Here is a 22,262-nt window from a genome sequence, read left to right on the forward strand (position 1 = left end):
TCAGAATCGATCGACGTCGACCACGGCTTGCGCAAAGGCTTGCGGCGCCTCCTGTGGCAGATTGTGACCGATACCGCCGGTGATCAGCCGATGTTCGTACTTGCCCGAGAACTTCTTGGCGTAGGCCTCCGGCTGCGGATGAGGCGCACCATTGGCATCGCCTTCCAGCGTGATGGCAGGCACGCCGATGACTGGGAACTTGGCAAGCCGCGCTTCGAGTTCGTCATATTTGCGCTCACCCTCGGCCGCGCTGATGCGCCAGCGGTAGTTGTGGATGGTGATGTCGACGTGATCCGGATTTTCGAAGGCGGCCGCGCTGCGATTGAAGGTCGCGTCATCGAAATTCCACTTCGGTGATGCAAGCTGCCAGATGAGTTTTGCAAACTCGCTCCGGTATTGCTCATAGCCTGCGCGGCCACGTTCGGTGGCGAAGTAGAACTGATACCACCAGGCAAGTTCGGCCTTCGGCGGCAATGGCGCCTTGTTGGCTTCCTGGCTGCCGATGAGATAGCCGCTGACGGAAACCAGCGCCTTGCAGCGCTCGGGCCAGAGGGCGGCAATAATGCAGGCCGTCCGAGCTCCCCAATCACAACCACCGATCAGCGCCTTCTCGATTTTCAGCGCATCCATGAGCGCGACGATATCGGAGGCAATTGCAGACTGCTGACCGTTGCGCAACGTCTTGTCGGAGAGGAACCGTGTCGTGCCGTAGCCACGCAGATAGGGAACGATAACGCGGTAGCCAGCCGCGGCAAGCAGTGGTGCGACGTCGACATAGGTGTAGATGTCATAGGGCCAGCCGTGCAGGAGAATGACCGGAGGCGCGTCGCTCGCACCAAGTTCGGCATAACCGACGTTGAGCAGACCTGCATCGATCTGCTTGATTGTGCCGAACGAGGTGTTGGTGCCTGGCGCGATGGTGGGAACGCGGGCAGCAGTTGGCGTCGCCGCTTGCGCAACACTCGTCCCGATGACGCCCAGTTGCGCAGCAGCGACGGTCAGGGCCGCGACGCCCATGAACCGCCGCCTCTGTTGATTGATTTCCTCTGCCATCGATGTTCTCCAGATTGCGTTAAAGACATTCGTAGAAGCCGGTACGCGTGTATATCCAATGTGTGCCCGATGGCGGGAATTGAATGCTGATGTAGGGATCGGGTCGAGAGATACATTGGTATACTTTCGCCTACAACTGAGCGACCCGAGGTGAATGTTCAGCTCAAGGACACTCAAGTTCGGGGAGCCGGACCGTTTTCGGCAAAGGCGGGAATCGCGCGAAGCCCGGCGACAACCGCTGCGATGCGAGGCCACTGGTCGAGCGCGAGCCCAGCCCGCTCGGCATTGACGGCCTGCGGGAAGAGGCAAATGTCGGCCATCGACGGCGCATCGCCGGCCGCATATCGACCTGTCTGCCGCCGCGCGAGTAATTCCTCCACTGCAGTCAATCCAACGCGGATCCAATGACGGCTCCAGTCCGCAATTTCCTGCGGCCCGGCTCCTGGAATGGTGCCAAGGCGAGCCGTCACCCGCGGCGGAAGAAGCGGATGGATATCTGCAGCGATCGCCAAGGCGACGGCCCGCGCAAAGGCGCGATCCTCAAGCTTTTCAGGCAACAGCGGTGGCTCGCGATAGCGCTCGTCGAGATATTCGATGATTGCCAGCGACTGGGTCAGAAGCACGCCCTCATCGGTCAGCAATGCCGGAACGAGCCCCTGTGGATTGACATGCAGATATTCGGGTGTCCGATTGATGGCATCGGCACCGAGGATACCGATTGTCTCCCGCTCGACGCCGAGCCCTTTCAGCGCCAGGGCGATCCTGACACGGGACGCCGCCGACGAGATCTTGTCTTCGAAGAGTTTCATCGCGGATCTCCTCAATAATTCGCGCGTTGGGGCAGTGCCTTATCGGCCGATGTCGCCACGAAGGCAACATTCGCGGTCTGCGCGGTTTGCTTCGACCCTGCATCAGTTGGAGGCGATAACCAGGAGAAGAGTGCGGCGATCGCGGGCGGCTCCCCCGGAGCGGTATCCCAGGCACATGGCACTGCTGACAGCGCAAGCACGGCAATGGTGGTGACTAAAATGCGCATTGCTTTCTCCTCAATTGCTTGACCCGTTTGGGTCAATTCCAGGAAAATTCTGATCTTTCCGGAGCGGGTAGAATCCGAGCGTGACGACCGCGCGTATCCCGAATGTGTTCGAATGCCCCGAGGACTGTATCGCTATGTATGCGGGGATCAGGCTCGTTCGACTGACCCAAGTTTGAATTATCGTCACCTCGATGCGGCGGAGCGACGCCACCGCGGCATGGCGCCAAGGTCAGCCTGCCTGGTCTGCGACGAGCGCTGGACGCTCCCGATACTGCGCCGGGAAAAGCCGCTTCAGAGCTTCGATCTTCGGTTGCTCGTAGACGTACACATAGGGCTGGCTGGGATTGTTGTAGACGTAGTCCTGATGATAGGCCTCAGCGCGATAGAAAGTTTTCCCGACTTCGGTCGAAGTGTGAATCGGGCGACTGAAAGCGCCTTCTTGACCGAGTTGCGCGATGTAGTCGGAAGCGACCTTCGCCTGCTCGTCGTTCAGCGGAAAGATCGCCGACCGGTATTGCTTCCCGACGTCAGGCCCTTGTTGGTCGACCTGCGTCGGATCGTGAACCACGGAGAAGAAGATCTGCAGCAACTGGCCGTAGGTGATCTGCGTTGGATCGAAGACGATCTCCACCGCTTCGGCATGAGCGGTTTGCCCGGTCTCAGTCATTTCGTAGGTCGCAGTCGCGGCACTCCCGCCGGCATAGCCTGCCGTGGCGCTCACAACGCCGGCAACATGCTGGAACGCCCCTTGCACGCCCCAGAAGCAGCCGCCGGCAAGCACCAGCGATTGCGTTCCGGATGTCACGGCCACGTCATGGAGGGCCGGAGGAATGCGCTTGGTCTCTTCGGGCGGCGATCCGCCATTCAATTTCAGTGCGAGGCCGCCGCCACCGATCACCGCCAGGGCCACAAGGCCGAGGCGTGCGATGGCGCCGATTGAGGCCAAAAGGGTTTTTGCTCGATTTTTCATGGCCCTATCCTCTCAACCAAAGGTGAAGACGAAAGCTTCGACACCGGGATCGAGGAAGCGGATCTCGAACGTCCGCTCCCGCACGTCTTTCGACTGGCGCACCAGCTGGTAGAGGCGCGTTTCCGAAACACTGCCATTGCCTTGCGCATCAATATCCGAACCGTGGTCTGCCCCCGGCGCTACGCCGTCCACCGTCACCTGAAAGCGGACCTTCTTGCCGCCCGCTCCAGGCCCAAGGACGAGATGGAGATCTCGTGCACTGAACCGGTAGGTGATGCCTCCACCGGCCTGCTCAAGCGAGGCCTGCTCGCCCCCTACCGTCCACTTGCCCGTCAGACCCCATTCGTTGAGGCCAGGCTTTCCGACGGTGTAGTCACGCGCGGCGTCTGCCCCGGTCCCTTCCGGCGAGACAAAGTTGGCAGCTCGGAGGTAGCCGATGTAGGATTCACCGGACTGCAGGCGCGCAAGGTCGGGCGCCGCCTCGGCGCCCTTGGCATCGGGCGCGACGGTGACCGTGTCAGCCTTCTTGCTGCCTGCGGCTTCCGCCAGCAGATCCTGGATGACGCGTTCGGACTGTTCGTAGTCTCCTTCACCGAACTGGGTGTGCCTGATCTGGCCCTTCGCATCGATGAAATAGTGAGCCGGCCAGTAGTTGTTGGCGAATGTCCGCCAGATCTTGAAGTTGTTGTCGATCGCCACGGGATAGCCGATCTGGAACTTGTCGATCGCCTGACGGACATTGTCGATCCGCTTCTCGAAGGCAAATTCGGGGGAATGGACGCCGATCACGACCAAGCCTTGGTCCCGGTACTTTTCCGCCCAGGCCCGAACGTAGGGGATCGTCCGAATGCAGTTGATGCAGGAGTAGGTCCAGAAGTCGACGAGAACCACCTTGCCGCGCAATTCTTCGGCCGTGAGCGGCTTCGAATTCAACCACTCCACAGCACCGTCAAGCGACTGGAAGCGGCCTAGCACCGGCAAGTCGCTCTGGTATCCCTTGCGCGCATCATTCGCAGCGAGTGCCATCGCATTGCCTGCCGGCTTCCCAGCGGCACCGCCAGCGCCGTGCAGCCTGTCCAGCAGCGACTGCTCGATGCTTTTGCTGCTGGCATAGGAGAGACGCGACAACAGGCCGGTATCGAGCCCGAGCGCAATCGCCGTAACGCCGGCCAGTACGGCAACGCCAAGACCCTGCCGAAGGCGTTCGCCGACGCCGAGCGATCGCTTCATCGCGGCAAACACCTTCTCGCCGGCAAGAGCAGCCATTGCCAATGAGGTGGCAGCGCCCGCGGCGTAGGCCGTCAGCAGGAGGGTGGTCTGCACGTTTGCCCCTTGCAGGGCGGCACCGGTGAGGACCAGTCCGAGGATCGGGCCGGCGCAGGGCGCCCACAGGAGACCGGTCGCGACGCCGAGAAGGAAAGAGGTACCAACGCCAGCCCTCTTGCCGCTCGCTTGCTGCGACAGACGGCTGCCGAGTGCCACAGCCGGCCGCGTTACCACCGCCGCGATACGCGGCGAAAGCAGCGTCACGCCGAAGCCAGCAATCAGCGCAATGGCGACATATCGGCCAATTTCGTTCGCATCCACGGCCCAACTTCCGCCGACTGCGGCAAGCGTTGCCACGCCCGCGAACGTCACGATCATGCCGATCAGCATCGGCAGGATGCTTCTTGTAAACGGCTGACCTGCCCGCGACAGCACGAAAGGCAGGACCGGAAGGATGCAGGGGCTGACGATGGTCAGCGCCCCTGCAAGATAAGCGATCAGGAATAGGATCATTGTCATCCCCTGCAGTTGACCGATGCTTGCGCACTGGTCGTTGATGGTGACTGCAGGGGATCAGCCCGAAGTATCCAGGATGTGTCGCGTTTCCTGAGAATTGTATCAAAATGCAAGCAGCGCCAGCCGTAGGCTCATGCGTTCAAAAGCTTCAACAGTTTCTTGGCGGCCGAGGTGGACGAAGCCGGGTTCTGGCCTGTGATCAAGCGCCCATCAACGATGGTGAAATCGGCCCAGTCGCCGGCTTTCTCATAGTGCCCGCCCAATCGCTTCAGCTCATCCTCGACGAGGAAAGGCACGACCTCCGTGAGATGGACGGCCTCCTCCTCGCTGTTGGCAAAGCCCGTGACACGCTTGCCCTTGACAAGGGGCTGTCCCTGATAGGTCACCTTTCTCAGAACTCCGGGGGCATGACAGACAGCGGCGACCGGTTTGCCGGCATTGTAGAAGCTTTCGATCAGCGCGATCGAATTCCTGTCGTTGACGAGGTCCCACATCGGACCGTGGCCACCGGGATAGAAGACCGTGTCGAAGCCGTCCGCCTTGACGTCGCTAAGCATTACAGTGTTTGCCAGCTCCTTTTGCGCCGCTGGATCGCCCTTGAAGCGGGCCATCGCCTCGGTCTGGTTGGCTGGCTCGTCGCTCTTCGGATCGATCGGCGGCTGCCCGCCCTTGGGCGAGGCCAAGGTGATCTCGGCACCTGCATCCTTGAACACGTAGTAGGGCGCAGCAAACTCCTCGAGCCAGAAGCCGGTCAGCTTTCCGGTGTTTCCGAGCTGATCATGCGAAGTCAAAATCATCAGGATCTTCATCGTCGGTCTCCCTTTGTTGAGCGAACGCAAGACGCGGTTTGGCCGGCTACCCTCGCAGTCGCGCGCATTGCTCGCTGCAGGGCCTCGTCATCCAACCTGAAAGATTCTGGATCCGCTGCCGGGCTACCCGACAGATAGCGCGGTGGCGCGGCCTGTCTTGCTTTTACCTCCCGATATTTACTTCCTTCCGATTTCGGGTGAATACTCGCCGCCAGGCAATCACTATTCCGCGGGGCGACACAATGGATCGCATCGACGCCATGAAGGTGTTTGTGACGGCAATCGACGAGGGCAGTCTCGCCGGAGCAGCCCGCAACTTGAAACGATCGCCGACGGCGGTTAGCCGGGCGCTCAGCTTCCTAGAGGCGCATGTCGGCGTCGAACTGCTGCACCGGACAACCCGGACGCTGAAGCTGAGCGAGGCAGGTCAGCGCTATGCGGCAGCCTGCCGGCGTGTGCTCGTCGATCTTGAAGAAGCCGACATGCTAGCCGGGGGCGAGCGCTCCGCACCGCGCGGAACGCTGACCATTTCGGCACCGCCGATTCTTGGAGAAGAGGTGCTGCGCCCCATACTGGACGACTTCCTTGACCTTCACCCGACGGTCTCCGTGCGGTTTCTTATGCTGGATCGGTTCGTCAACCTGGTCGACGAAGGCGTCGATCTTGCCGTGCGCATCGGCCACTTGTCGGATTCCTCCCATGTCTCCACTCGTCTCGGTGGCGACGTGCGACGCGTCGTGGTCGCCTCTCCTCGTTATCTGGCCAACCATCCGCGCATCGACGAACCCGGGGACCTGGCGAAACAGCAGATCATCGCGTTCAGCAACTTCGGCCTGGATTCCTGGAGCTTCACACCGGCGAAGGGGTCTACGATCCCGCGGACGGTTCATTTCACGCCGCGCTGTATCGTCAACAGCGTTCGCGCCGCCGCCGCGTCAGCCGCTGCAGGCGGCGGCCTGACGAGGCTCTATTCCTACCATGTCGCATCTTATGTGCGCGACGGACAGTTGAAGATCGTGCTCGCGGACGCAGAGCACCCGCCGCTGCCCGTGCATCTGCTCGCACCGCAAGGCCGGATGTCGGTGCCAAAGGTCCGGGCCTTCGTGGACTTTGCAACGCCCCGCCTGCGTTCCGAATTCGCGCGCATGGCAACCGCAGCAGGCGTACTCGCCTAATTATGCCGAAATTCGGTTGATTGTCGCTCAAACAACGGCAATTCTCTCACATATCGAATGGATCTAAATCAATTGCACCAACGCCGAGGGCGTAGGGCGGCCTCAACTGTAACGGCCGCTGCACTTGAAAGGATCACATCATGAGCACGGAACAGAAGGTCGCCATTATCACCGGCGCATCGCAAGGCATCGGTGCAGCATTGGTTCAGGCTTACCGCGACCGGAACTATCGCGTCGTGGCCACCTCCCGATCGATCGAGACCAGCTCCGATACAGGCATCCTCGCCGTAGCCGGCGATATCAGCAAGCCCGAGACTGCAGAGCGGGTAGTGCGCGAAGCGCGTCAGCGTTTCGGCCGCATTGACACGCTCGTGAACAACGCCGGCGTCTTCCTGGCGAAGCCATTCACCGAATTCACCCAGCAGGACTACGACCACAACATGAGCGTCAATGTCGCTGGCTTCTTCCACATCACGCAGCGCGCAATCGCGGAAATGCTGAAGCAGGGCTCGGGTCACATCGTCACGATCACGACCAGCCTGGTCAATCAGCCGATCGCCGGTGTGCCCGCAGCTCTCGCTTCCCTGACCAAGGGTGGTCTGAACGCAGTCACCCAGGAACTGGCCATCGAGTACGCAAAGAGCGGCGTTCGCGTCAACGCGGTCTCGCCGGGCGTGATCAAAACGCCGATGCATCCGCACGAAACCCACGCCGCGCTTTCGACCCTGCATCCGGTCGGCCGGATGGGCGAAATTCGCGATATCGTCGACGCCGTCCTCTATCTTGAGAGCGCGAGCTTTGTGACCGGCGAGATCCTCCACGTCGATGGCGGTCAGAACGCCGGCCGCTGGTAGGCACTGCGACGTTGGTTGTCCGGCCGAACCAACGTTCATCCCCGCGGCCGCGAGCCCGAATGGCCGCGGTCGCCGTCAAGATAAAGCTGAAATGAGGTGGAAAATGAAACTGGTCATGGTCGCCGACCCGATGTGTTCCTGGTGCTACGGTTTCGGAAAAGAAATGACTGCGCTGCAGCAGCGTCACCCCGAGATCTCGCTTGCGATCATCGTCGGAGGTTTGCGCGCCGGTGCGACAGATGTGCTTGACGAGGCGGGCAAGCGTTTTCGCCTGGAACATTGGGCGCGGGTCGAACAGGCAAGCGGCCTTCCCTTCAATCGGGATGGGCTGATGGCCCGCCAGGGCTTTGTGTATGACACCGAACCCGTTTGCAGGGCGGTCGTGGCGGCACGTATCCTGGCCCCGGAAGCCGACTTGCTGAAGGTCTTCCGCGCCTTCCAGCATGCATTCTATGTCGATGCCGTCGACACGACCGATGGCACGGTTCTCGCCAAGGTGGGTGCCGAGGCCTTGAGTGCCGAAGGCCATCCCGTCACCCAGGACGAGTTTCTGGCGATATGGCAGAGCAAGAGCACCATCGACGCCGCCTCGGCTGACTTCATCAGGGCGCGATCGATGGGCGTGACGAGTTTCCCAAGCTTGTTCCTTGCCCAACAAGGCAAACTGCGCCGGGTCGGCAACGGATATGCCGATGTCGAAACATTGGAACACGAGATCGCCGCTCTGCTCGCAGCATAGCGCCATTTAAGTCAAGCCCGAGAAAGGAGACTGCAAATGCCCATCGTCACCGTACAGGTTACCCGCGAAGGAACCACACCCGACCGCAATTCGGTAACGGCCGAAGAAAAGGCCGCGATCATCAAGGGCGTCAGCCAAGTGCTGCTCGACGTGCTTAACAAGCCGCTTGAATCGACCTATGTCGTCATCGAGGAAGTCGATCTCGACAATTGGGGCTGGGGCGGCCTGCCGACCGTGCAGTACCGCAAACAGCGCGCCGCGGCAGCAAAGTCCTGAAGCTGTCGAGGTCTGCGCGGACCCGTTGCTCACGTTGCGAGCGACGGGTCCTGGCGCTTGCGTTTCGACAGCGCTTCGGACAGCACCAGCCCGCATCGCGTTAGTCTATACTGGGCGCGAATATCAGCCATAGCGACCACTGCCCACCCGGGTCATACCATTGTGCGTGGCTTCCTATTGCAGATGCTGAAGGCCGACCTCAGGACATCCTCGGACGTTGGCAAAGGTGATTTCGCGGCGATCGCCCCACCCGGTCAATCCTCTCAACGTCAGAACATTCTCGTCGCGATAGACCACATCGGTCCGGTAGATGCCGGCGCGGCGGGCTCTGTTCGTCGCTTGGCTGACGTTGCAGGTGCCTTCCGATGGCGACACATGCCAGGTGCTCGTACCCCTGCCGTCGCGATTCCAGCCGTCCGATGCGCCCGCCGCCACGGCCGGCAGCAAGGCTACGAAGATCATCAAGGTCGTATGGAAGGCGGCTTTCATGATCCCTGCCCCGGTTGCACTGCGCTTGAGCGCTCTGCGCCAAAATAGACGGGCCTGCGCGTAGCGCAATCATCTCCGGGCGGACCCGCGCGCCATTTGCGAACAAATGTCGCCGGAGTCGTGCGGCAGCGTTGATAATCGGTTAACGCTGCCGCCGATCGGCTGAGTGATCACCCGTGGCGGGGTTCATCGTTCGCGCGGGCAAGGACAAAGTCGTGTTTTACCTCCCAGAAATCGCCGGCGAATTGATACTGTTTCGACCGTTCGCGATCGCTCGTCCGGCGGAATTCGGCAAGCAGGCTCTCCTTTACGCCGAACACTGCATCGGAACTGATGTAGGGATCATCGGGATCGAAGATATGGGTGGTCAGTGGTTCGAAGCCTTCGGCCTTGATGATGTAATGGAGATGCGCGGGCCGATAGGGATGGCGGCCCAGTTCCTTCAGCAGTTGCCCGACCGGGCCGTCATCCGGGATCGGATAATATTTGGGTTTCACCGCCCGAAACCAGTAGCGCCCATCCGGACCGGTGCGGAACACGCCCCGCAGATTGAAGTCCGGCTGAAGGCCCTTTTGCTGAACGTCGTAGAAGCCCTCGTCGTTGGCCTGCCAGACATCGAGCAGCGCATCGGCGATCGGCTGTCCGTCGGTATCGAGGATCCGGCCTTCGATAAACATATCCTCGCCCTTCTGGTCGAGGCAGATGTTCGCCCCCATCGGCAGTTCCGGCGCGTCGGCAACGTGAAACGGACCAAGCACCGTGCTCTCCGAAGCACCCGAGGGTTTGCGGTTGTTGATCGCATAGACCAGCATCGAAACGCCGAGGACATCGGAGAGGAGAATAAACTCCTGCCGCCATTCGTTGCAGATCTGCCCCGTGTGCGTCAGGAAGAAGATGGCCTTCATCCACTCATCCTGTGTCGGCTCCATTTCCTTTACCGCTTCGTGGAGCTTTCGCGTGATGACTTCCATCACCTGCTTCAGGCGTTCATCCTTGGCCTTGTCGTTGCGGCCGGTCACCACAGCGATCGAACTTTCTTCCGTAAAGAAGCCCTTCTCATGTGCTTCCATGATGCTCTCACTTATCAAGGATGGATTTGAGGACGCGGCGCAGTTCGGCTTCCGGATTGGAAACCATTGAATCTGCACGCCAGGCGACGTGGTGATCGGGCCGCACGAGAATGGCGCCAGAATCCCGGACCTCGCGCGCATTCGCCCAATCGCCAACCAGGTCCTGCCATTGCTGGCGAGGTCCGATCATGTGCGTGGCGATCCGGATATTGAACTCCTTTGCGAGTGCCTTGGCAGCCGCTAGCCAGCCATCACCACCGATACCAGTCAGAACCGTGAAGGCGCCGTGGCCGGTCAGGTCGAGGGTGGAGACTTTCTCACCACCGTGATTGAACAGCCAAATATGCGGCAGCCGTGCGCCGGGCCATGTCGTCGGCTGGTAGTGAAGTTCCGGGTCCTTCGCGAAAGCCGGCTCTGGTCGACCGTCGGCAACGACGGCACTTGACCTGTACCGCTGGTTCATCTCGACGCCATGCGCGTCGAACTCGTAAACCTTGTAGGCGATCGCTTCCCGGATCGCCTTGCGCTGCCTCTCCGCCTCTGGAGTATCCTTGCAGCGGGCGTCCATGTTTTCCTGCATCTTGACCGGATCGACAGAGTCCAGAAGGCCGAGGGCCTTGAAGATCGGGCCGAACTCTTCGATCGACTTGTTGGCTCGCGTCACGATCTGCTTGGCGATCGGCGCACGCTCAGCATTGTAGCTATCAAGCAGACCCATTCCGGCCTGTCCCTTCAGCACCATGGACAGCTTCCATGCGAAATTGAAGGCGTCCTGGATCGACGTGTTGGAGCCAAGTCCGTTCGACGGAGGATGCCGGTGGGTGGCATCTCCCATGCAGAAGACACGGCCCTTGGACATCGCCACTGCGTACATGTTGTTGACGGTCCAGGTCGAGACCGACTTGATCTTCGGCTGGAGCTCCTGGTCACCGACGAGGTCCCGAACCACCTTGACGGCGAAATCCTCGGTCACGTCAGGCGCCGGCCGGTTGATGTCGTAGCCCCAGACGATCAGCCATTCGTGCCAGGGCCGGACCATGCGCACCAGGCCCATTCCGATGCCGCCGACATCCGCGCCCGGCTGCAGCACCCAGTAAAGCACGGAGGGTCGGTGCGCGACATGCCGCGACAGATCGGCCTCGAACAGGATGTTCATCGAGCCGCCGACACCCATCTTGCCTTCGAAGGAAAGACCCGCCTGTTCGGCCACCCTCGAATTGCCACCATCGGCGCCAACCAGGAACTTGGACCGGACGCTAAATTCCTTGCCCGTCAGCCGGTCGAGACAGGTGGTGGTGACGCCGTCGGCATCCTGCGCATGGCTGACGTACTCCGTCGACATGCGCGCCTGCGTGCCACGCGAGCAGGCAGCCTTGAAGAGCAGCGGCTCCATGAAGGTCTGCGGCAGGTCGTTCATCAGGCTGGGTGAGGAGAGTTGATGCTCGGCGCGAGACAGCGGATGCTTGCCCCAGCTCTTCATGCGGCCGATTTCCTCACCCGTCAGCGACGTGCAGAAGACGTTCTCACCCATCAGATCCTGCTCGGCGGCGAACATATAGGCTTCGTCTTCGACATCGCGACCGAGATCGCGCAACACCTCCATCGTGCGCTGATTGGTGATATGGGCGCGCGGTGTATTGGCGAGCCATCGGAAGCGATTAATCACCATGTTCTCGACGCCGTAAGTCGACAGCAGCGCCGCAGTTGCAGATCCGGCAGGGCCGGTTCCGATGATGAGTACGTCCGTTGTGATATCAGCCATTTGGCTCTCCTATCTTCTTGTGTCCGAGAGGTCCGCCTTTGAGGATTCGGCGAACCGGAAAAAGCTGGATGCCGGTGCGGTCGGAAAACAGGCCCCAAAGCCCGCGCGGCGCAAACAGCATCGTGACGATGGCGACCAGGCCGAGGATCAAGAGATACCAGGAGCCATAGCCAGCAAGCAGGTTCTGCAACAGGAAGAAAACGATGACGCCGACAATCGGCCCCTCGACCGTACCGATGCCGCCGATGACGACGATGAAGATCACGTAGGCCGTCCAGTCGATCACCGAGAACGCGGCATCTGGCGAGATGCGTTGCTTCTGGACATAGATCAGCGCGCCACAGCAGCCGGTCAGAAATGCCGCGGTTAGGTAGACCATGGTCTTCATCCGCCGCGCATCGACGCCGACGGCGCGTGCCGCCTGCTCATTGTCCCGGACAGCCGCAAGACCCAGCCCGTGCCGCGATCGCAGCAACCGGTAGATGGCTCCGATGGTGGCCAAGGCGAGTACCAGCGCGAGCCAATAGGTCAAAGCATCGCCGGCCTCCGCCGATTTCATGCGCAAAAGGGATTTCAACAGGTCGACGCCGATCATGTCGCGCGTCGCGTCACGCGGCAACGATGTGCCGGTTCCGCCACCAAGCGCCTTCCACTGGGCGAAGAGCAGACGACCGACCTCGGCGATGACCCATGTGCCAATGGCAAAATAGGGACCGTAAAGGCGGAAGGTGAAAAAGGCCGTCGGCACGGCGACGATGACCGCAAAGACACCGGCCACGAACACCGCCGCCACAGGATCGAGGCCCAACAGGCTGACGAGAGCAAACACGGCGTAAGCCCCGCAGCCGACGAAGAGTTGCTGGCCGACCGAAATCAGGCCGGCATATCCGGCAAGCAGGTTCCAGCATTGCGCCAGCACCAGCATGGTGAGGATGAAGAACAGGTCCTGGACGGCACCGCGCGACACCAGAAGCGGCGCCAGGAACGCGAGGACCACCGCGATGGCAGCCATGACGGCGAATGCCGCGGAAGCGCCCGTACGGGTCTCGACTTTGAAGGTTGGTGCGAGCAACTGTTCCATGACGCTCAATCCACTGCGCGCGGGAAAAGGCCGCGCGGCTTGAACAGGAGGACGAGAAGGAAGGCGAGATGCCCGGCGAGGATCTGCCATTCCGGATTGACGGCCGCCCCGATCGTCTGCGCGACACCAAGTATGATGCCGCCGGCCAGCGTTCCCCAAAGTGAGCCCAGCCCGCCAATGATGACGGCTTCGAAGGCATAGATCAGCCGGGCCGGTCCCGACGTCGGATCAAAATTGGCGCGCGTTCCGAGGAACAGTGCCGCGATGGTCACCACGACCATGGCAAGGCCTGTCGCCATGGCAAAAATGCGTTGCGGCCGGATGCCCGCCAGGCCTGCCGTGGTGACATCGTCGGATGTGGCACGAAACGCCCGGCCGATCGAGGTGCGATAGATCAACTGGTTCAGCGCAATGATGGCGAGGATCGCTGAGCCAAAGGTCAGCATCGGCATGACACCGACATTGATCGGCCCCAGCGAAACGGAAGCCGTCTCGAGCGCGCCGGTTGATATCCGACGGCTGTCGGCCGTAAAGCCTTCCAGCAAGCCATTCTGGATGACGATCGAAAGACCGAACGTGACGAGCAGAGGCGGCAGGATATCCTTTCCGAGCGTACGGTTGAGCAAGTGGTATTGAAGGACCCAACCGGCTGAGAACATGAGGGGAGCCGCAATGAGCGCGGCAACGAAAGGATGAAGCCCCAGCAGGGAAACAAGCAACAGGATCAGAAAGGCGGCGAAGACGATCAGGTCGCCATGCGCAAGGTTGACAAGCCGCATGATGCCGAAGACCAGGCTTAGTCCCGCGGCAAAAAGCGCATAAAGCCCGCCGAGCAAGATGCCTTGCGCTATCGTATCAAGCCAGTTCATGACCATCTGCTCCGAAATAAGCCTTGTGAATGGCATCGCGGTCGAGGTCGCATGGCTCTCCGGAGAGAGTGATGCGGCCCTCCATCATGCAATAGACCCGATTGGAGACCTTGAGTGCCTGAGCGATGTCCTGCTCAACGATGATGATCGCCGCTCCGGTTTCCCGGATTCGTGGAAAGGCGGCATAGATGTCGCGCACCACGACCGGCGCCAGTCCAAGGCTGATCTCATCGCAAAGGAGGACGTCCGGGTTCGACATCAACGCCCGGCCGATCGCCACCATCTGCTGCTGGCCGCCGGACAGTGCCGTGGCAGGGTTTCGCCGACGCTCCTTGAGGATCGGAAACAGCGCATAGATGCTCTCGAGCGTCCAGGGGCCCGTGGCCTTGCGGCCATAGGAACCAATCAACAGGTTCTCCTCGACGCTCAACGATGGAAACAGCCGCCGGCCCTCCGGCACCATGGCAATCCCGCGCGACATCACATCGGGGGCGGCCAGCGCGCCGATCGCCTCTCCCCGATAGCCGATGGAACCGGGCTCGTTTTTTAGGACGCCCGACAGCGACCGCATCAGCGTCGTCTTGCCGGCCCCATTCGCGCCGATGATCGCCAGCGTCTCGCCCTCTTCGAGGCTGATATCGATGCCGAACAGCGCCTGGAAGTCACCGTAGGAAGCCGTCAGTGCGTGGGTTTCGAGAAGTGGCATCACACATCGATCCCCAGGTAGATTTCGCGAACTTGCTTCGAGTTCATGATCTCGTCGGGCTTACCGATGCCGATCACGCGACCGAAATGCAGGACAAGCAGACGACCGACCACGGCGTTCAGCGCATGCAGGACATGCTCGATCCAGATCACCGCAATGCCTTTGTTGTGCAGGCCGCGGATGGTCGCCACCAGTGCCCGGCACTCGCCTTCCGTCAGCCCGCCGGCAATCTCGTCGAGCAGCAGAAGTTTCGGATCGGTTGCCATCGCGCGCGCCAGTTCCAACCGCTTGCGCTGCAGCAGCGTGAGGCTGCCGGCCATTGCATTGGCTTTGTCAATCAGACCGGTGTCGATGAGGATTTCTGCACAGCGATCGGCAACCTCCCCTTCCCGCTTTCGCGCGCCGAACGATCCGGCCACCAGCAGGTTCTCGAACACCGTGAGCTGATCAAAGGGCTGCGGAATCTGGAAGGTGCGACCCATCCCGGCAAAGCACCGCGCCATCGGCGGTGTATTGGTCACGTCGGAGCCTCTGAAACGGATCGCGCCTTTGTCTACAGAAATGTTGCCATTGATCAGATTGAACACCGTCGACTTGCCGGCGCCGTTCGGGCCGATGATCCCGAGTGCCTCGCCGTCTTCCACGGCAAAGGAAATCTGTTCGGCGACGGTCAACGCGCCGAACTTCTTCGAGACACCTTCCAGTTCCAATATTGGCATCCATCTCTCTCCCACGAAGGGAGCCGCCTCCACGGCTCCCCGCTCGCCTCATGAGCGCTGACGCGCTCAGGCGATCAGCTCCATTTTTCCCCCGGTCGGTATGTTGGGTGCCGTGGCGTTCTCGACGATGACGAGATCATAACCCTTGCCACCCTGCTTCAGCCGCCACTGGCCTCCGACAAGGGGCGTCTTGGCGACATTCTTTTGTGCAAAGGGCGCCAGTTTCTCGCTGCCCCAGGCGATCGGCCCAACAAGCGTATCAAGCTTCGTTTCACCAATGACCTTGGCCACGGTCTCGCCGTCACTCGGATCCTCGGCTCGCTTCATGACATCGACCCCGAGTTCGAACAGCGCGTGCGCAAATCCGATCGGCTGTGTCCAGGGCCGGCCCGTCGCCTTGGTGAAGGCGTCGGCGACCTGCGCCGCCGTCTCGCCCGTCAGTGATGATTTGAACGGGTGGCTTGGCGTCCACCAGACCTCGGTCGAGAGATTGTGACCAGCATCGCCGAGCGATTCCACCGTTTGCGGGAAAAGCAGAGCCTTACCCACTGAGGCAACCTTTGGCTTGAAGCCCTGCTGCTTCGCCTGATTCCAGAAGGTCGTGAGATCCGGTGGGATAACGACACCGGTGACGATCTCGGCGTTCGCCTGCTTGAATGCGTTGATCTGCGCGGAGAAATCATCCGAAAGGTTCTGGAAGCGGCCTGGATCGGTCAGCGTATAGCCGAGCTTCTCGAGCACCGGCGGGAAGCCCACGACCTTGTCTCCCCACGCGTTGCCATCCCCGTCGTTGGGGAACAGTCCGCCGACCTTCTTGTTGGTCTCGACCTGGCCCCACATGCCGGTAAAGACGGCAATGATGTCCTCGAGCCCCCAGAAGAAGTGATAGGCGAAGTTGAACGGTTTCCAGGAATTCGGGTCGCCGGGATTTGCCTGCTGGCCGATGAACCATGGCTGCCACGGCGCCACCGTGGAAATGCAAGGCATTTCTTCGGCTTCGCAGGTCGTCGACACCGGGTTGGTTGTTTCAGGCGTCGAGGAAACGAGGACCAGGTTTACCTCATCGGCGACGATCAGTTCCTTGGTCACCTCGGCGGCACGATTGGGATTGGACTGGCTGTCTTTGACGACAATCTCATAATCGAGGCCCATCTTCTTGGTCGTCGCCAAAAAGTTCTCGATCACGAACTTGTCGGCCTCGCCGAAGGCGGCAAGCGGTCCGGTTTGCGGACTGACATAGCCGAGCTTGATCGAGCTCTTCTGTGCCAGCGCCGGCAAAGCCAGCCCGGATGTGGCGGCAAGCACGCCGGTGGCTGCCGTCTGTTTCAGGAATTCGCGCCTGGTTGTCATCTCATTCTCCTCCCATTCCCCCTTGTGTGACGACTAATTCTCCGGCCGGCGGCCCTCCCAGGCCTGCTGCAGCAATGCGCGGATCGATTGCCGATCGATCGATCGAGGATTCCAATAGGGGTTCTCGACCGCGACCTGGCTTGCCTTGTCGAGGTCGGCCTCGGTCAGGCCGAGATCACGCAGCGCCCGCGGCGCGCCGATCGACTTTGCAAAGTCCCAAAGCCCGCCGCCGACCGAATCTCCGAAAATCTCTGACACAGGCTGAAGAAGCTCCGGCACCGCCACGGCATTAAAGGCCGCCGTGTGCGGCAGCATGATCGCATGCGTCTCGGCATGCGGTGTGTCGAAGGTGCCGCCAAGCGTGTGGCAAATCTTGTGATGCAGGGCCATGCCAACCGCTCCGAGCACTGTGCCGCAAAGCCAGGCGCCGTAAAGACCGCCCGCCCGCGCCGTGAGGTCACTCGGCGTCGCGATGATTTCCGGAAGTGCAGCCCGGAAGGCGCGCAAGCCTTCGACAGCCATGAGGGTCGAGATCGGGTTGCGGTCCTGCGCGTAGAGCGCTTCGACAGCATGGGCCATGGCGTTTAGACCCGAGGTCACAGACAAACCAACCGGAAGGCCCGTTGTCAGCGTGGCATCGTAGATCACCACTTCGGGCAGGATCCTGGCATCTTTCACCGTCGACTTGCGACCACCCTCGGTTTGACCAAGGATCGGCGTGACCTCCGAGCCTGCGTAGGTCGTTGGAATGACGATCTGTGGCAAGTTCGTCCGATAAGCGATGGCCTTGCCGAGACCCGTCGTCGAGCCGCCGCCGAGCGACACGACGCAATCGGCCCCGCTTTCCCCGACCAGCTTCATTGCCGTCTCGGTGACATCGACAGGCGTGTGCATGACGGCGCCGCTGAACACGCCGACGGCCAGCGACCCGATCTTCGTAGCCAGTGCCTTCGCGTCACTCTTCTGCTGTGGCGTGGACAGAACCAAGGCTCTCCGGCGACCGATCTTGGCGATCCAGTTTGCCACCTCTTGGCTAGCCCCTTCGCCGAAAACGATATGGGCCGGGCTGCCGGCATAGTGAAAGGACAGGCTCATTTTGTTTTCTCCGGTCTTGCCCGCACCATCACGAAGGTGAAATCGACCTGCTTCATCTGCGACACGTCTCCGCTGACCGGGCAAAAGTCCAAGACCAGCTCAGGTTTGACGCCAAACAACGCGTCCTCATGGAGATGCGGATCGTTTTGATCATAGACATGCGTGGTGATCGTCTCGAAACCTAAAGCGCGGACCACAAAATGCAGATGCGCCGGCCGATGAAGGGGATAGCCCGCGGCTGCCAGCAGATGTCCGACCGGGCCGTCGTCGGGCACGCTGTATCCTTTCGGCATGACCGTGCGGTAGTTGACGCTTCCATCGGCATCGGCGCGGAAAAGGCCCCGCAGGTTGTGCTCGGGCTGCAGATCCGGCTGCTGGTTCTCATAGAGGCCCTGGGCATTGGCCTGCCAGGTGATGAGCTCGGCCGAGGGGATCGGGTGCCCGTCGAGGTCGATGATCCGGGCCGAGACGCAAAGCGGCTCTCCCACGCCATCAAGCGAAATCGAGCTGCCCAGCGGGCGCTCCGGCACATCACTGCGAAAGAACGGGCCGCGGATGGTGTTGGGGGTTGCGCCTTTCGGCCGCCGCGAATTGATCTCTTCCACGAGGGCCGACGCACCAATCAGGTCGGAGAGCAACACCCACTCCTGACGGCGTTCATCGGAGGCATGGCCGACTTCCGTCAAAAACGCGATCACCCTGCGCCAATCATCCTGGGTGGGCCGGAATTCCTTGATCAGTTCATGCGTGTGCTTGGCGACTGCCGCCATGAGGCTGGGCAACTGGTCGCCCTTGCCGGAGGGCATGCGCTCAGCAAACACGTCGGAGGAAGTGGCTTCACTGAAAATAAGCGCATCGGCTGCCGGCGGCATGCGTCCCTCCCAAGCACTCGCATCGTTGCTCAGAGTAACTTAGCAGGCCAGTACTGGCTGATTGATGATTTGATTCAACTTTAATATAACAGATCGTTATGAAGATTGACGAACGTCACCTGATACAGCTCGCCGCTGTGGTCAAGACCGGCGGCGTGACCGAGGGAGCGGCCCTCCTCGGACTCGCGCAGCCGGCCGTCTCGCGCACGCTGTCGATGCTTGAAATGCGTCTCGGCGAGCCATTGTTCATCAAAGGACGCAGACCGTTGCAGCCGACGTCGCTTGGCCTGTCACTGGCTGAGCAAGGGCTGGTGATGCTGGCCGCGTCCCGGAAAGCGTCGGATCTGGTGGAAAGCTTCCGCGTCGGCAAAAGCGGCGTCGTGCGCGTCGGAGGCACGCCCTTCTTCATGGATGCGCTGATCGCAGGGTTGTGCGCCGAGTTTCAGGTCACCCATCCCGACGTTCGGATCGATCAAAGCTACGGCTACTTTCCTGATCTGCGGGCTGCGCTCAAGGCCGACCAGATCGACCTTGCCATCTGCCCGATCGACATTCTCGACGAAGGCTCCGGCTTGGAATTCCAGCAGATCTTGCCGGGGCGCAACGTGATTGCCTGCCGCGTCACGCATCCGCTGCTGCTGAAGCGCCGGCCGCAGCCAAGCCAGCTTCTCGATTATCCCTGGGTCGCCCCGCCGCCTGGCAGCCCGCTGCTTGCCGATCTTCGCGCCCTGCTGCTCTCCTTCGGCGCAACCGAGATCAAAATCCGCTATTCCGGCGGCTCGCTGATGAGCGTGATCAACTATCTCAAGGCGGCCGACGCCCTGACCGTCATGCCGCACAGCGTGGTCTTCGCATTGCGCAAGGAAAAATCCATCACCGCCCTACCCCTGACGATCCCGCATCCGGAGCGAGCGCTGGCAATTCTCACGCGGGCGGACTCGGCGCGATCGCCTGCGGTCGATCAGTTCGCGCAACATATTCGCTCCGGATTCGAAAGCCTGCGTCATCTGATCAAGAGGCATGAGGAGGCTGTGGTCTGGGGGCGGTAGCAGCTTACCGCTACCGCCATGATAGGCCAGTGGCGACCAATGTCGCCTCCGCGACGGTCAACGACCTCGCAGGCTCGCCTTCTGGGCCACCGCGGCCGAGCTTGTCAGGAAGTGGCTGCCCCTTTGGCGTGAACTCGAGCGACCCTGAATTTATGCAGAAGCGCTCACCGGTGGGAGGCGGGCCGTCCGGAAAGACGTGGCCCTGGTGCGCACCGCAACGCGCGCAAACGATCTCCGTCCTGACTGTGCCGTAGCGGGTATCGCGAATATGCCGCAGATGACCCTTCGCGACCGGAGCCGTGAAGCTCGGCCAGCCTGTGCCGCTTTCAAATTTCGCAACAGCCCTGAACAGGGGAAGACCGCACAGGTGGCAGGTATAAAGGCCCTCGCGTCGCTCGTGGAGGAACACGCCACAGAACGGCGCCTCCTCACCATGCTCAAGCAGCAAATGGCGGTCCTCTTCGTTGAGGTCCGCCACAAACTGCTGCATCTGTTCTCGAGTGGGAGGAGTGAGATCGAACTGCAATTCGAGGACATCACGCATTCCTGGTTCTCCTTGGCCCCGGCGGATGCCTGGAAACCCTTTTCAGACAGGTTACTGTCACCAACGGGATGGCGCCGTCCCGATTGTGTCTACGCCGACCGCAGCGAATGGAACGCAGCTCTGAGTTCGGAGATGAACGCTTTCGGCTGCTCCCAGGCAGCAAAGTGCCCGCCCTTGTCGAGCTTGTTGTAGTGGATCAGCTTGGGATAGGCGCGCTGCGTCCAGCTACGCGGAGCCGCATAGATCTCATCCGGAAAGACGCTCACGGCAACCGGGATGGTGACATTCTTGACAGCAAAGAATGCCAGCTTGTTTTCCCAATAGAGGCGCGCCGACGAGACGGCAGTGTTCGTCAACCCGTAGAGTGTGATGTTGTCGAGGATATCGTCCCGCGTCAGGCCTTCGGTCTTTCCATCGAAGACGCGCGCGATCATCTCGTAGCTGCGGATATCGTGGTCGATCATCCATGCCGCTAGGCCGACTGGCGAGTCGGCGATTCCATAGAGCGTCTGCGGACGGTTCGCCATTTCGAGCGCATAGCCGAGCCCGTGCTTGTAAAAATCGTCCAGCTGATCGTAGGCATGCTGTTCGTCGGGAGAGAGGCCCTTCGGCGCCGTACCGCCGGGCTGCAGCGCTGCGGCGATATCAGCCGGAACGGTCGCCGGCATGTTGACATGGATGCCGAGCAATTCCGGAGGGGCAATCAGAGCCATCTGCTCGGTGACCGCATCCCCCCAATCGCCACCCTGCGCCACGTACTTCTCATAGCCGAGCCGCTTCATCAACTCGATCCAGGCATGCGCGATGCGGATCGGGTCCCAGCCGGTCGTGGTTGGCTTGCCTGAAAAGCCATAGCCGGGCATCGACGGGATGACCAGATGGAAGGCATCCGACGCCTTCCCGCCATGCGCCGTCGGGTTCGTCAACGGTTCGATGATCTTCAACTGCTCGATGATTGAGCCCGGCCATCCGTGCGTGACGATGAGCGGCAGTGCGTCCTTATGCTTGGAACGAACGTGAATGAAGTGAATGTCCACCCGATCGATCGTGGTGATGAACTGCGGCAGGGCATTCAGCTGCGCTTCGACCTTGCGCCAATCATATTCGTTTGCCCAGTAGCGAGCGAGTTTCTGGGTCGTCGCATACTGTACGCCTTGCGAACTGTCGTTCACCGTTTCCTGCTCCGGCCATCGGGTCGTGTTGATGCGCTGGCGCAGATCGGCAAGTTGCGCATCGGAAGCCTTAAACTCGAAGGGGCGGATTGTATTGCTGTCGTCACCCGCTGCGGCGAATGACCCCGGCAGGAGACTAACGGCGCCGGCAACTGCTGCAGATGCAAGCAAGCTACGCCGTGTGACCGATGATGATAGAGCTGACATATCGTCCTCCTATGTCGGTTCATTCGGATGCCTGGCACATTTTCACCGAAGGCCGGGCTTATCCATTGTACGATGGTGTCGGCGATACCTTTGCATTGTTCTCGCCGAGAGCGTTTTCCACCCCTTCAGATGAGGTTGGTCGACACGTCGATATTGCCACGCGTTGCCTTTGAGTACGGGCAGATCTCATGCGCTGCATGGAGAAGTTCTTCTGCGACGTCACGCTCGATACCCGGCAGGCTTACATTGAGGCGCGCGCGCAGGAAGTAAGAACCTCCGTCGGCATTCAGATCGATTTCGGTATCGATCTCAGGATCGACGGGCAGCTTGATCTTTCTTTGCGCTGCGGCGACCTCGATGGCGCCAATGAAGCAGGCCGACCATGCGGCGCCAAAAAGGCGCTCAGCGGCCGGGTGCGGCTGCGCCAGCCGGAGGTCCAACTCGCCGTCGCTGCTGCGTGTAAAACCGTCGCGACCGCCCTTGTTGTGTGTCTTGCCGGTAAAGAGGAGCTTCTCGGTCATGGTGAAATCTTTCGGGTTGCGTTTACTCGTATCCGCTTCATTCGGACACGATTTAAATAGAT

At 61.0% G+C, this 22,262-nt stretch carries 24 protein-coding genes; 5 read left to right on the plus strand and 19 right to left on the minus strand.

The window, feature by feature from the left end; all coding sequences use genetic code 11:
• The 6 genes from WGT02_RS17430 to WGT02_RS17455 form a co-directional block, all read right to left on the minus strand.
• Nucleotides 1–1,053, minus strand: a complete 1,053-nt coding sequence (locus tag WGT02_RS17430; protein ID WP_024316072.1) for an alpha/beta fold hydrolase — start codon at nucleotides 1,051–1,053, stop codon at nucleotides 1–3.
• A gap of 173 nt (nucleotides 1,054–1,226) precedes the next feature.
• Nucleotides 1,227–1,862 (minus strand): maleylacetoacetate isomerase, encoded by a 636-nt coding sequence (gene maiA, locus WGT02_RS17435; protein WP_024316073.1) that lies wholly within the window; start codon nucleotides 1,860–1,862, stop codon nucleotides 1,227–1,229.
• An 11-nt stretch (nucleotides 1,863–1,873) separates the two neighbouring features.
• The gene (locus WGT02_RS17440) at nucleotides 1,874–2,089 is read right to left on the minus strand and encodes a hypothetical protein (RefSeq protein ID WP_024316074.1); all 216 of its coding nucleotides are present in this window, start codon (nucleotides 2,087–2,089) and stop codon (nucleotides 1,874–1,876) included.
• A 229-nt stretch (nucleotides 2,090–2,318) separates the two neighbouring features.
• Complete coding sequence (gene msrA / locus WGT02_RS17445) at nucleotides 2,319–3,059, minus strand: peptide-methionine (S)-S-oxide reductase MsrA (RefSeq protein WP_024316075.1); 741 nt, start codon at nucleotides 3,057–3,059, stop codon at nucleotides 2,319–2,321.
• A gap of 12 nt (nucleotides 3,060–3,071) precedes the next feature.
• Nucleotides 3,072–4,838: a cytochrome c biogenesis protein DipZ gene (locus tag WGT02_RS17450; protein WP_208249809.1), complete on the minus strand. Its 1,767-nt coding sequence runs from the start codon at nucleotides 4,836–4,838 to the stop codon at nucleotides 3,072–3,074.
• A gap of 134 nt (nucleotides 4,839–4,972) precedes the next feature.
• Nucleotides 4,973–5,650: a type 1 glutamine amidotransferase domain-containing protein gene (locus tag WGT02_RS17455; RefSeq protein ID WP_208249807.1), complete on the minus strand. Its 678-nt coding sequence runs from the start codon at nucleotides 5,648–5,650 to the stop codon at nucleotides 4,973–4,975.
• Nucleotides 5,651–5,892: 242 nt separating this feature from the next.
• Between WGT02_RS17455 and WGT02_RS17460 the strand changes: the two genes are divergently transcribed.
• From WGT02_RS17460 to WGT02_RS17475, 4 genes are all read left to right on the plus strand, one after another.
• Complete coding sequence (locus WGT02_RS17460) at nucleotides 5,893–6,825, plus strand: LysR family transcriptional regulator (protein WP_024316078.1); 933 nt, start codon at nucleotides 5,893–5,895, stop codon at nucleotides 6,823–6,825.
• A 140-nt stretch (nucleotides 6,826–6,965) separates the two neighbouring features.
• On the plus strand, nucleotides 6,966–7,679 hold the full coding sequence (locus WGT02_RS17465) for an SDR family NAD(P)-dependent oxidoreductase (protein WP_024316079.1): 714 nt from the start codon (nucleotides 6,966–6,968) through the stop codon (nucleotides 7,677–7,679).
• A 103-nt stretch (nucleotides 7,680–7,782) separates the two neighbouring features.
• Nucleotides 7,783–8,418 (plus strand): DsbA family protein, encoded by a 636-nt coding sequence (locus WGT02_RS17470; protein ID WP_024316080.1) that lies wholly within the window; start codon nucleotides 7,783–7,785, stop codon nucleotides 8,416–8,418.
• Between the two features lie 36 nt (nucleotides 8,419–8,454).
• On the plus strand, nucleotides 8,455–8,694 hold the full coding sequence (locus WGT02_RS17475; protein WP_024316081.1) for a 4-oxalocrotonate tautomerase family protein: 240 nt from the start codon (nucleotides 8,455–8,457) through the stop codon (nucleotides 8,692–8,694).
• Between the two features lie 174 nt (nucleotides 8,695–8,868).
• Here the strand turns inward: WGT02_RS17475 and WGT02_RS17480 are convergent, their stop codons facing one another.
• The 10 genes from WGT02_RS17480 to WGT02_RS17525 all read right to left on the minus strand — a co-directional run bounded on the left by WGT02_RS17480 (nucleotide 8,869) and on the right by WGT02_RS17525 (nucleotide 18,707).
• Nucleotides 8,869–9,183: a hypothetical protein gene (locus WGT02_RS17480; RefSeq protein WP_024316082.1), complete on the minus strand. Its 315-nt coding sequence runs from the start codon at nucleotides 9,181–9,183 to the stop codon at nucleotides 8,869–8,871.
• Between the two features lie 170 nt (nucleotides 9,184–9,353).
• Complete coding sequence (locus tag WGT02_RS17485) at nucleotides 9,354–10,253, minus strand: intradiol ring-cleavage dioxygenase (protein ID WP_208249805.1); 900 nt, start codon at nucleotides 10,251–10,253, stop codon at nucleotides 9,354–9,356.
• Nucleotides 10,254–10,260: 7 nt separating this feature from the next.
• Nucleotides 10,261–12,015, minus strand: coding sequence for an FAD-dependent monooxygenase (locus WGT02_RS17490; RefSeq protein ID WP_024316084.1), 1,755 nt, complete (start codon nucleotides 12,013–12,015; stop codon nucleotides 10,261–10,263).
• The gene (locus WGT02_RS17495) at nucleotides 12,008–13,096 is read right to left on the minus strand and encodes a branched-chain amino acid ABC transporter permease (RefSeq protein WP_024316085.1); all 1,089 of its coding nucleotides are present in this window, start codon (nucleotides 13,094–13,096) and stop codon (nucleotides 12,008–12,010) included. Before WGT02_RS17495 ends, WGT02_RS17490 begins: the two co-directional genes overlap by 8 nt.
• A 5-nt stretch (nucleotides 13,097–13,101) precedes the next feature.
• Nucleotides 13,102–13,965 carry a branched-chain amino acid ABC transporter permease gene (locus WGT02_RS17500; RefSeq protein WP_208249803.1) on the minus strand — a complete coding sequence of 288 codons (864 nt, stop codon included), beginning with the start codon at nucleotides 13,963–13,965 and terminating at the stop codon, nucleotides 13,102–13,104.
• Nucleotides 13,952–14,671 carry an ABC transporter ATP-binding protein gene (locus tag WGT02_RS17505; RefSeq protein ID WP_024316087.1) on the minus strand — a complete coding sequence of 240 codons (720 nt, stop codon included), beginning with the start codon at nucleotides 14,669–14,671 and terminating at the stop codon, nucleotides 13,952–13,954. The genes WGT02_RS17500 and WGT02_RS17505 overlap by 14 nt, the downstream gene beginning before the upstream one ends.
• Nucleotides 14,671–15,390 carry an ABC transporter ATP-binding protein gene (locus WGT02_RS17510; protein ID WP_037070008.1) on the minus strand — a complete coding sequence of 240 codons (720 nt, stop codon included), beginning with the start codon at nucleotides 15,388–15,390 and terminating at the stop codon, nucleotides 14,671–14,673. Before WGT02_RS17510 ends, WGT02_RS17505 begins: the two co-directional genes overlap by 1 nt.
• Nucleotides 15,391–15,456: 66 nt before the next feature.
• Nucleotides 15,457–16,740, minus strand: a complete 1,284-nt coding sequence (locus WGT02_RS17515; RefSeq protein ID WP_208249801.1) for an ABC transporter substrate-binding protein — start codon at nucleotides 16,738–16,740, stop codon at nucleotides 15,457–15,459.
• 33 nt (nucleotides 16,741–16,773) lie between these two features.
• The gene (locus WGT02_RS17520; protein WP_208249799.1) at nucleotides 16,774–17,835 is read right to left on the minus strand and encodes a maleylacetate reductase; all 1,062 of its coding nucleotides are present in this window, start codon (nucleotides 17,833–17,835) and stop codon (nucleotides 16,774–16,776) included.
• Nucleotides 17,832–18,707, minus strand: coding sequence for a dioxygenase (locus tag WGT02_RS17525; protein WP_024316090.1), 876 nt, complete (start codon nucleotides 18,705–18,707; stop codon nucleotides 17,832–17,834). The genes WGT02_RS17520 and WGT02_RS17525 overlap by 4 nt, the downstream gene beginning before the upstream one ends.
• Nucleotides 18,708–18,805: 98 nt before the next feature.
• On the opposite strand from WGT02_RS17525, the gene WGT02_RS17530 reads away from it, so the two are divergent.
• Nucleotides 18,806–19,756 (plus strand): LysR family transcriptional regulator, encoded by a 951-nt coding sequence (locus tag WGT02_RS17530; protein WP_024316091.1) that lies wholly within the window; start codon nucleotides 18,806–18,808, stop codon nucleotides 19,754–19,756.
• A gap of 10 nt (nucleotides 19,757–19,766) precedes the next feature.
• Here the strand turns inward: WGT02_RS17530 and msrB are convergent, their stop codons facing one another.
• The 3 genes from msrB to WGT02_RS17545 all read right to left on the minus strand — a co-directional run bounded on the left by msrB (nucleotide 19,767) and on the right by WGT02_RS17545 (nucleotide 22,200).
• On the minus strand, nucleotides 19,767–20,300 hold the full coding sequence (gene msrB, locus WGT02_RS17535; protein WP_024316092.1) for a peptide-methionine (R)-S-oxide reductase MsrB: 534 nt from the start codon (nucleotides 20,298–20,300) through the stop codon (nucleotides 19,767–19,769).
• An 89-nt stretch (nucleotides 20,301–20,389) separates the two neighbouring features.
• A complete protein-coding gene (locus WGT02_RS17540; protein WP_208249798.1) occupies nucleotides 20,390–21,679 on the minus strand; it encodes an epoxide hydrolase family protein in 1,290 nt (429 codons plus the stop codon).
• Between the two features lie 125 nt (nucleotides 21,680–21,804).
• The gene (locus tag WGT02_RS17545; RefSeq protein WP_024316094.1) at nucleotides 21,805–22,200 is read right to left on the minus strand and encodes an organic hydroperoxide resistance protein; all 396 of its coding nucleotides are present in this window, start codon (nucleotides 22,198–22,200) and stop codon (nucleotides 21,805–21,807) included.
• Nucleotides 22,201–22,262 lie beyond the last annotated feature (62 nt).

The sequence above is a fragment of the Rhizobium sp. T1470 genome, assembly GCF_042140505.1.
GTDB classification, from domain to species: domain Bacteria; phylum Pseudomonadota; class Alphaproteobacteria; order Rhizobiales; family Rhizobiaceae; genus Rhizobium; species Rhizobium favelukesii.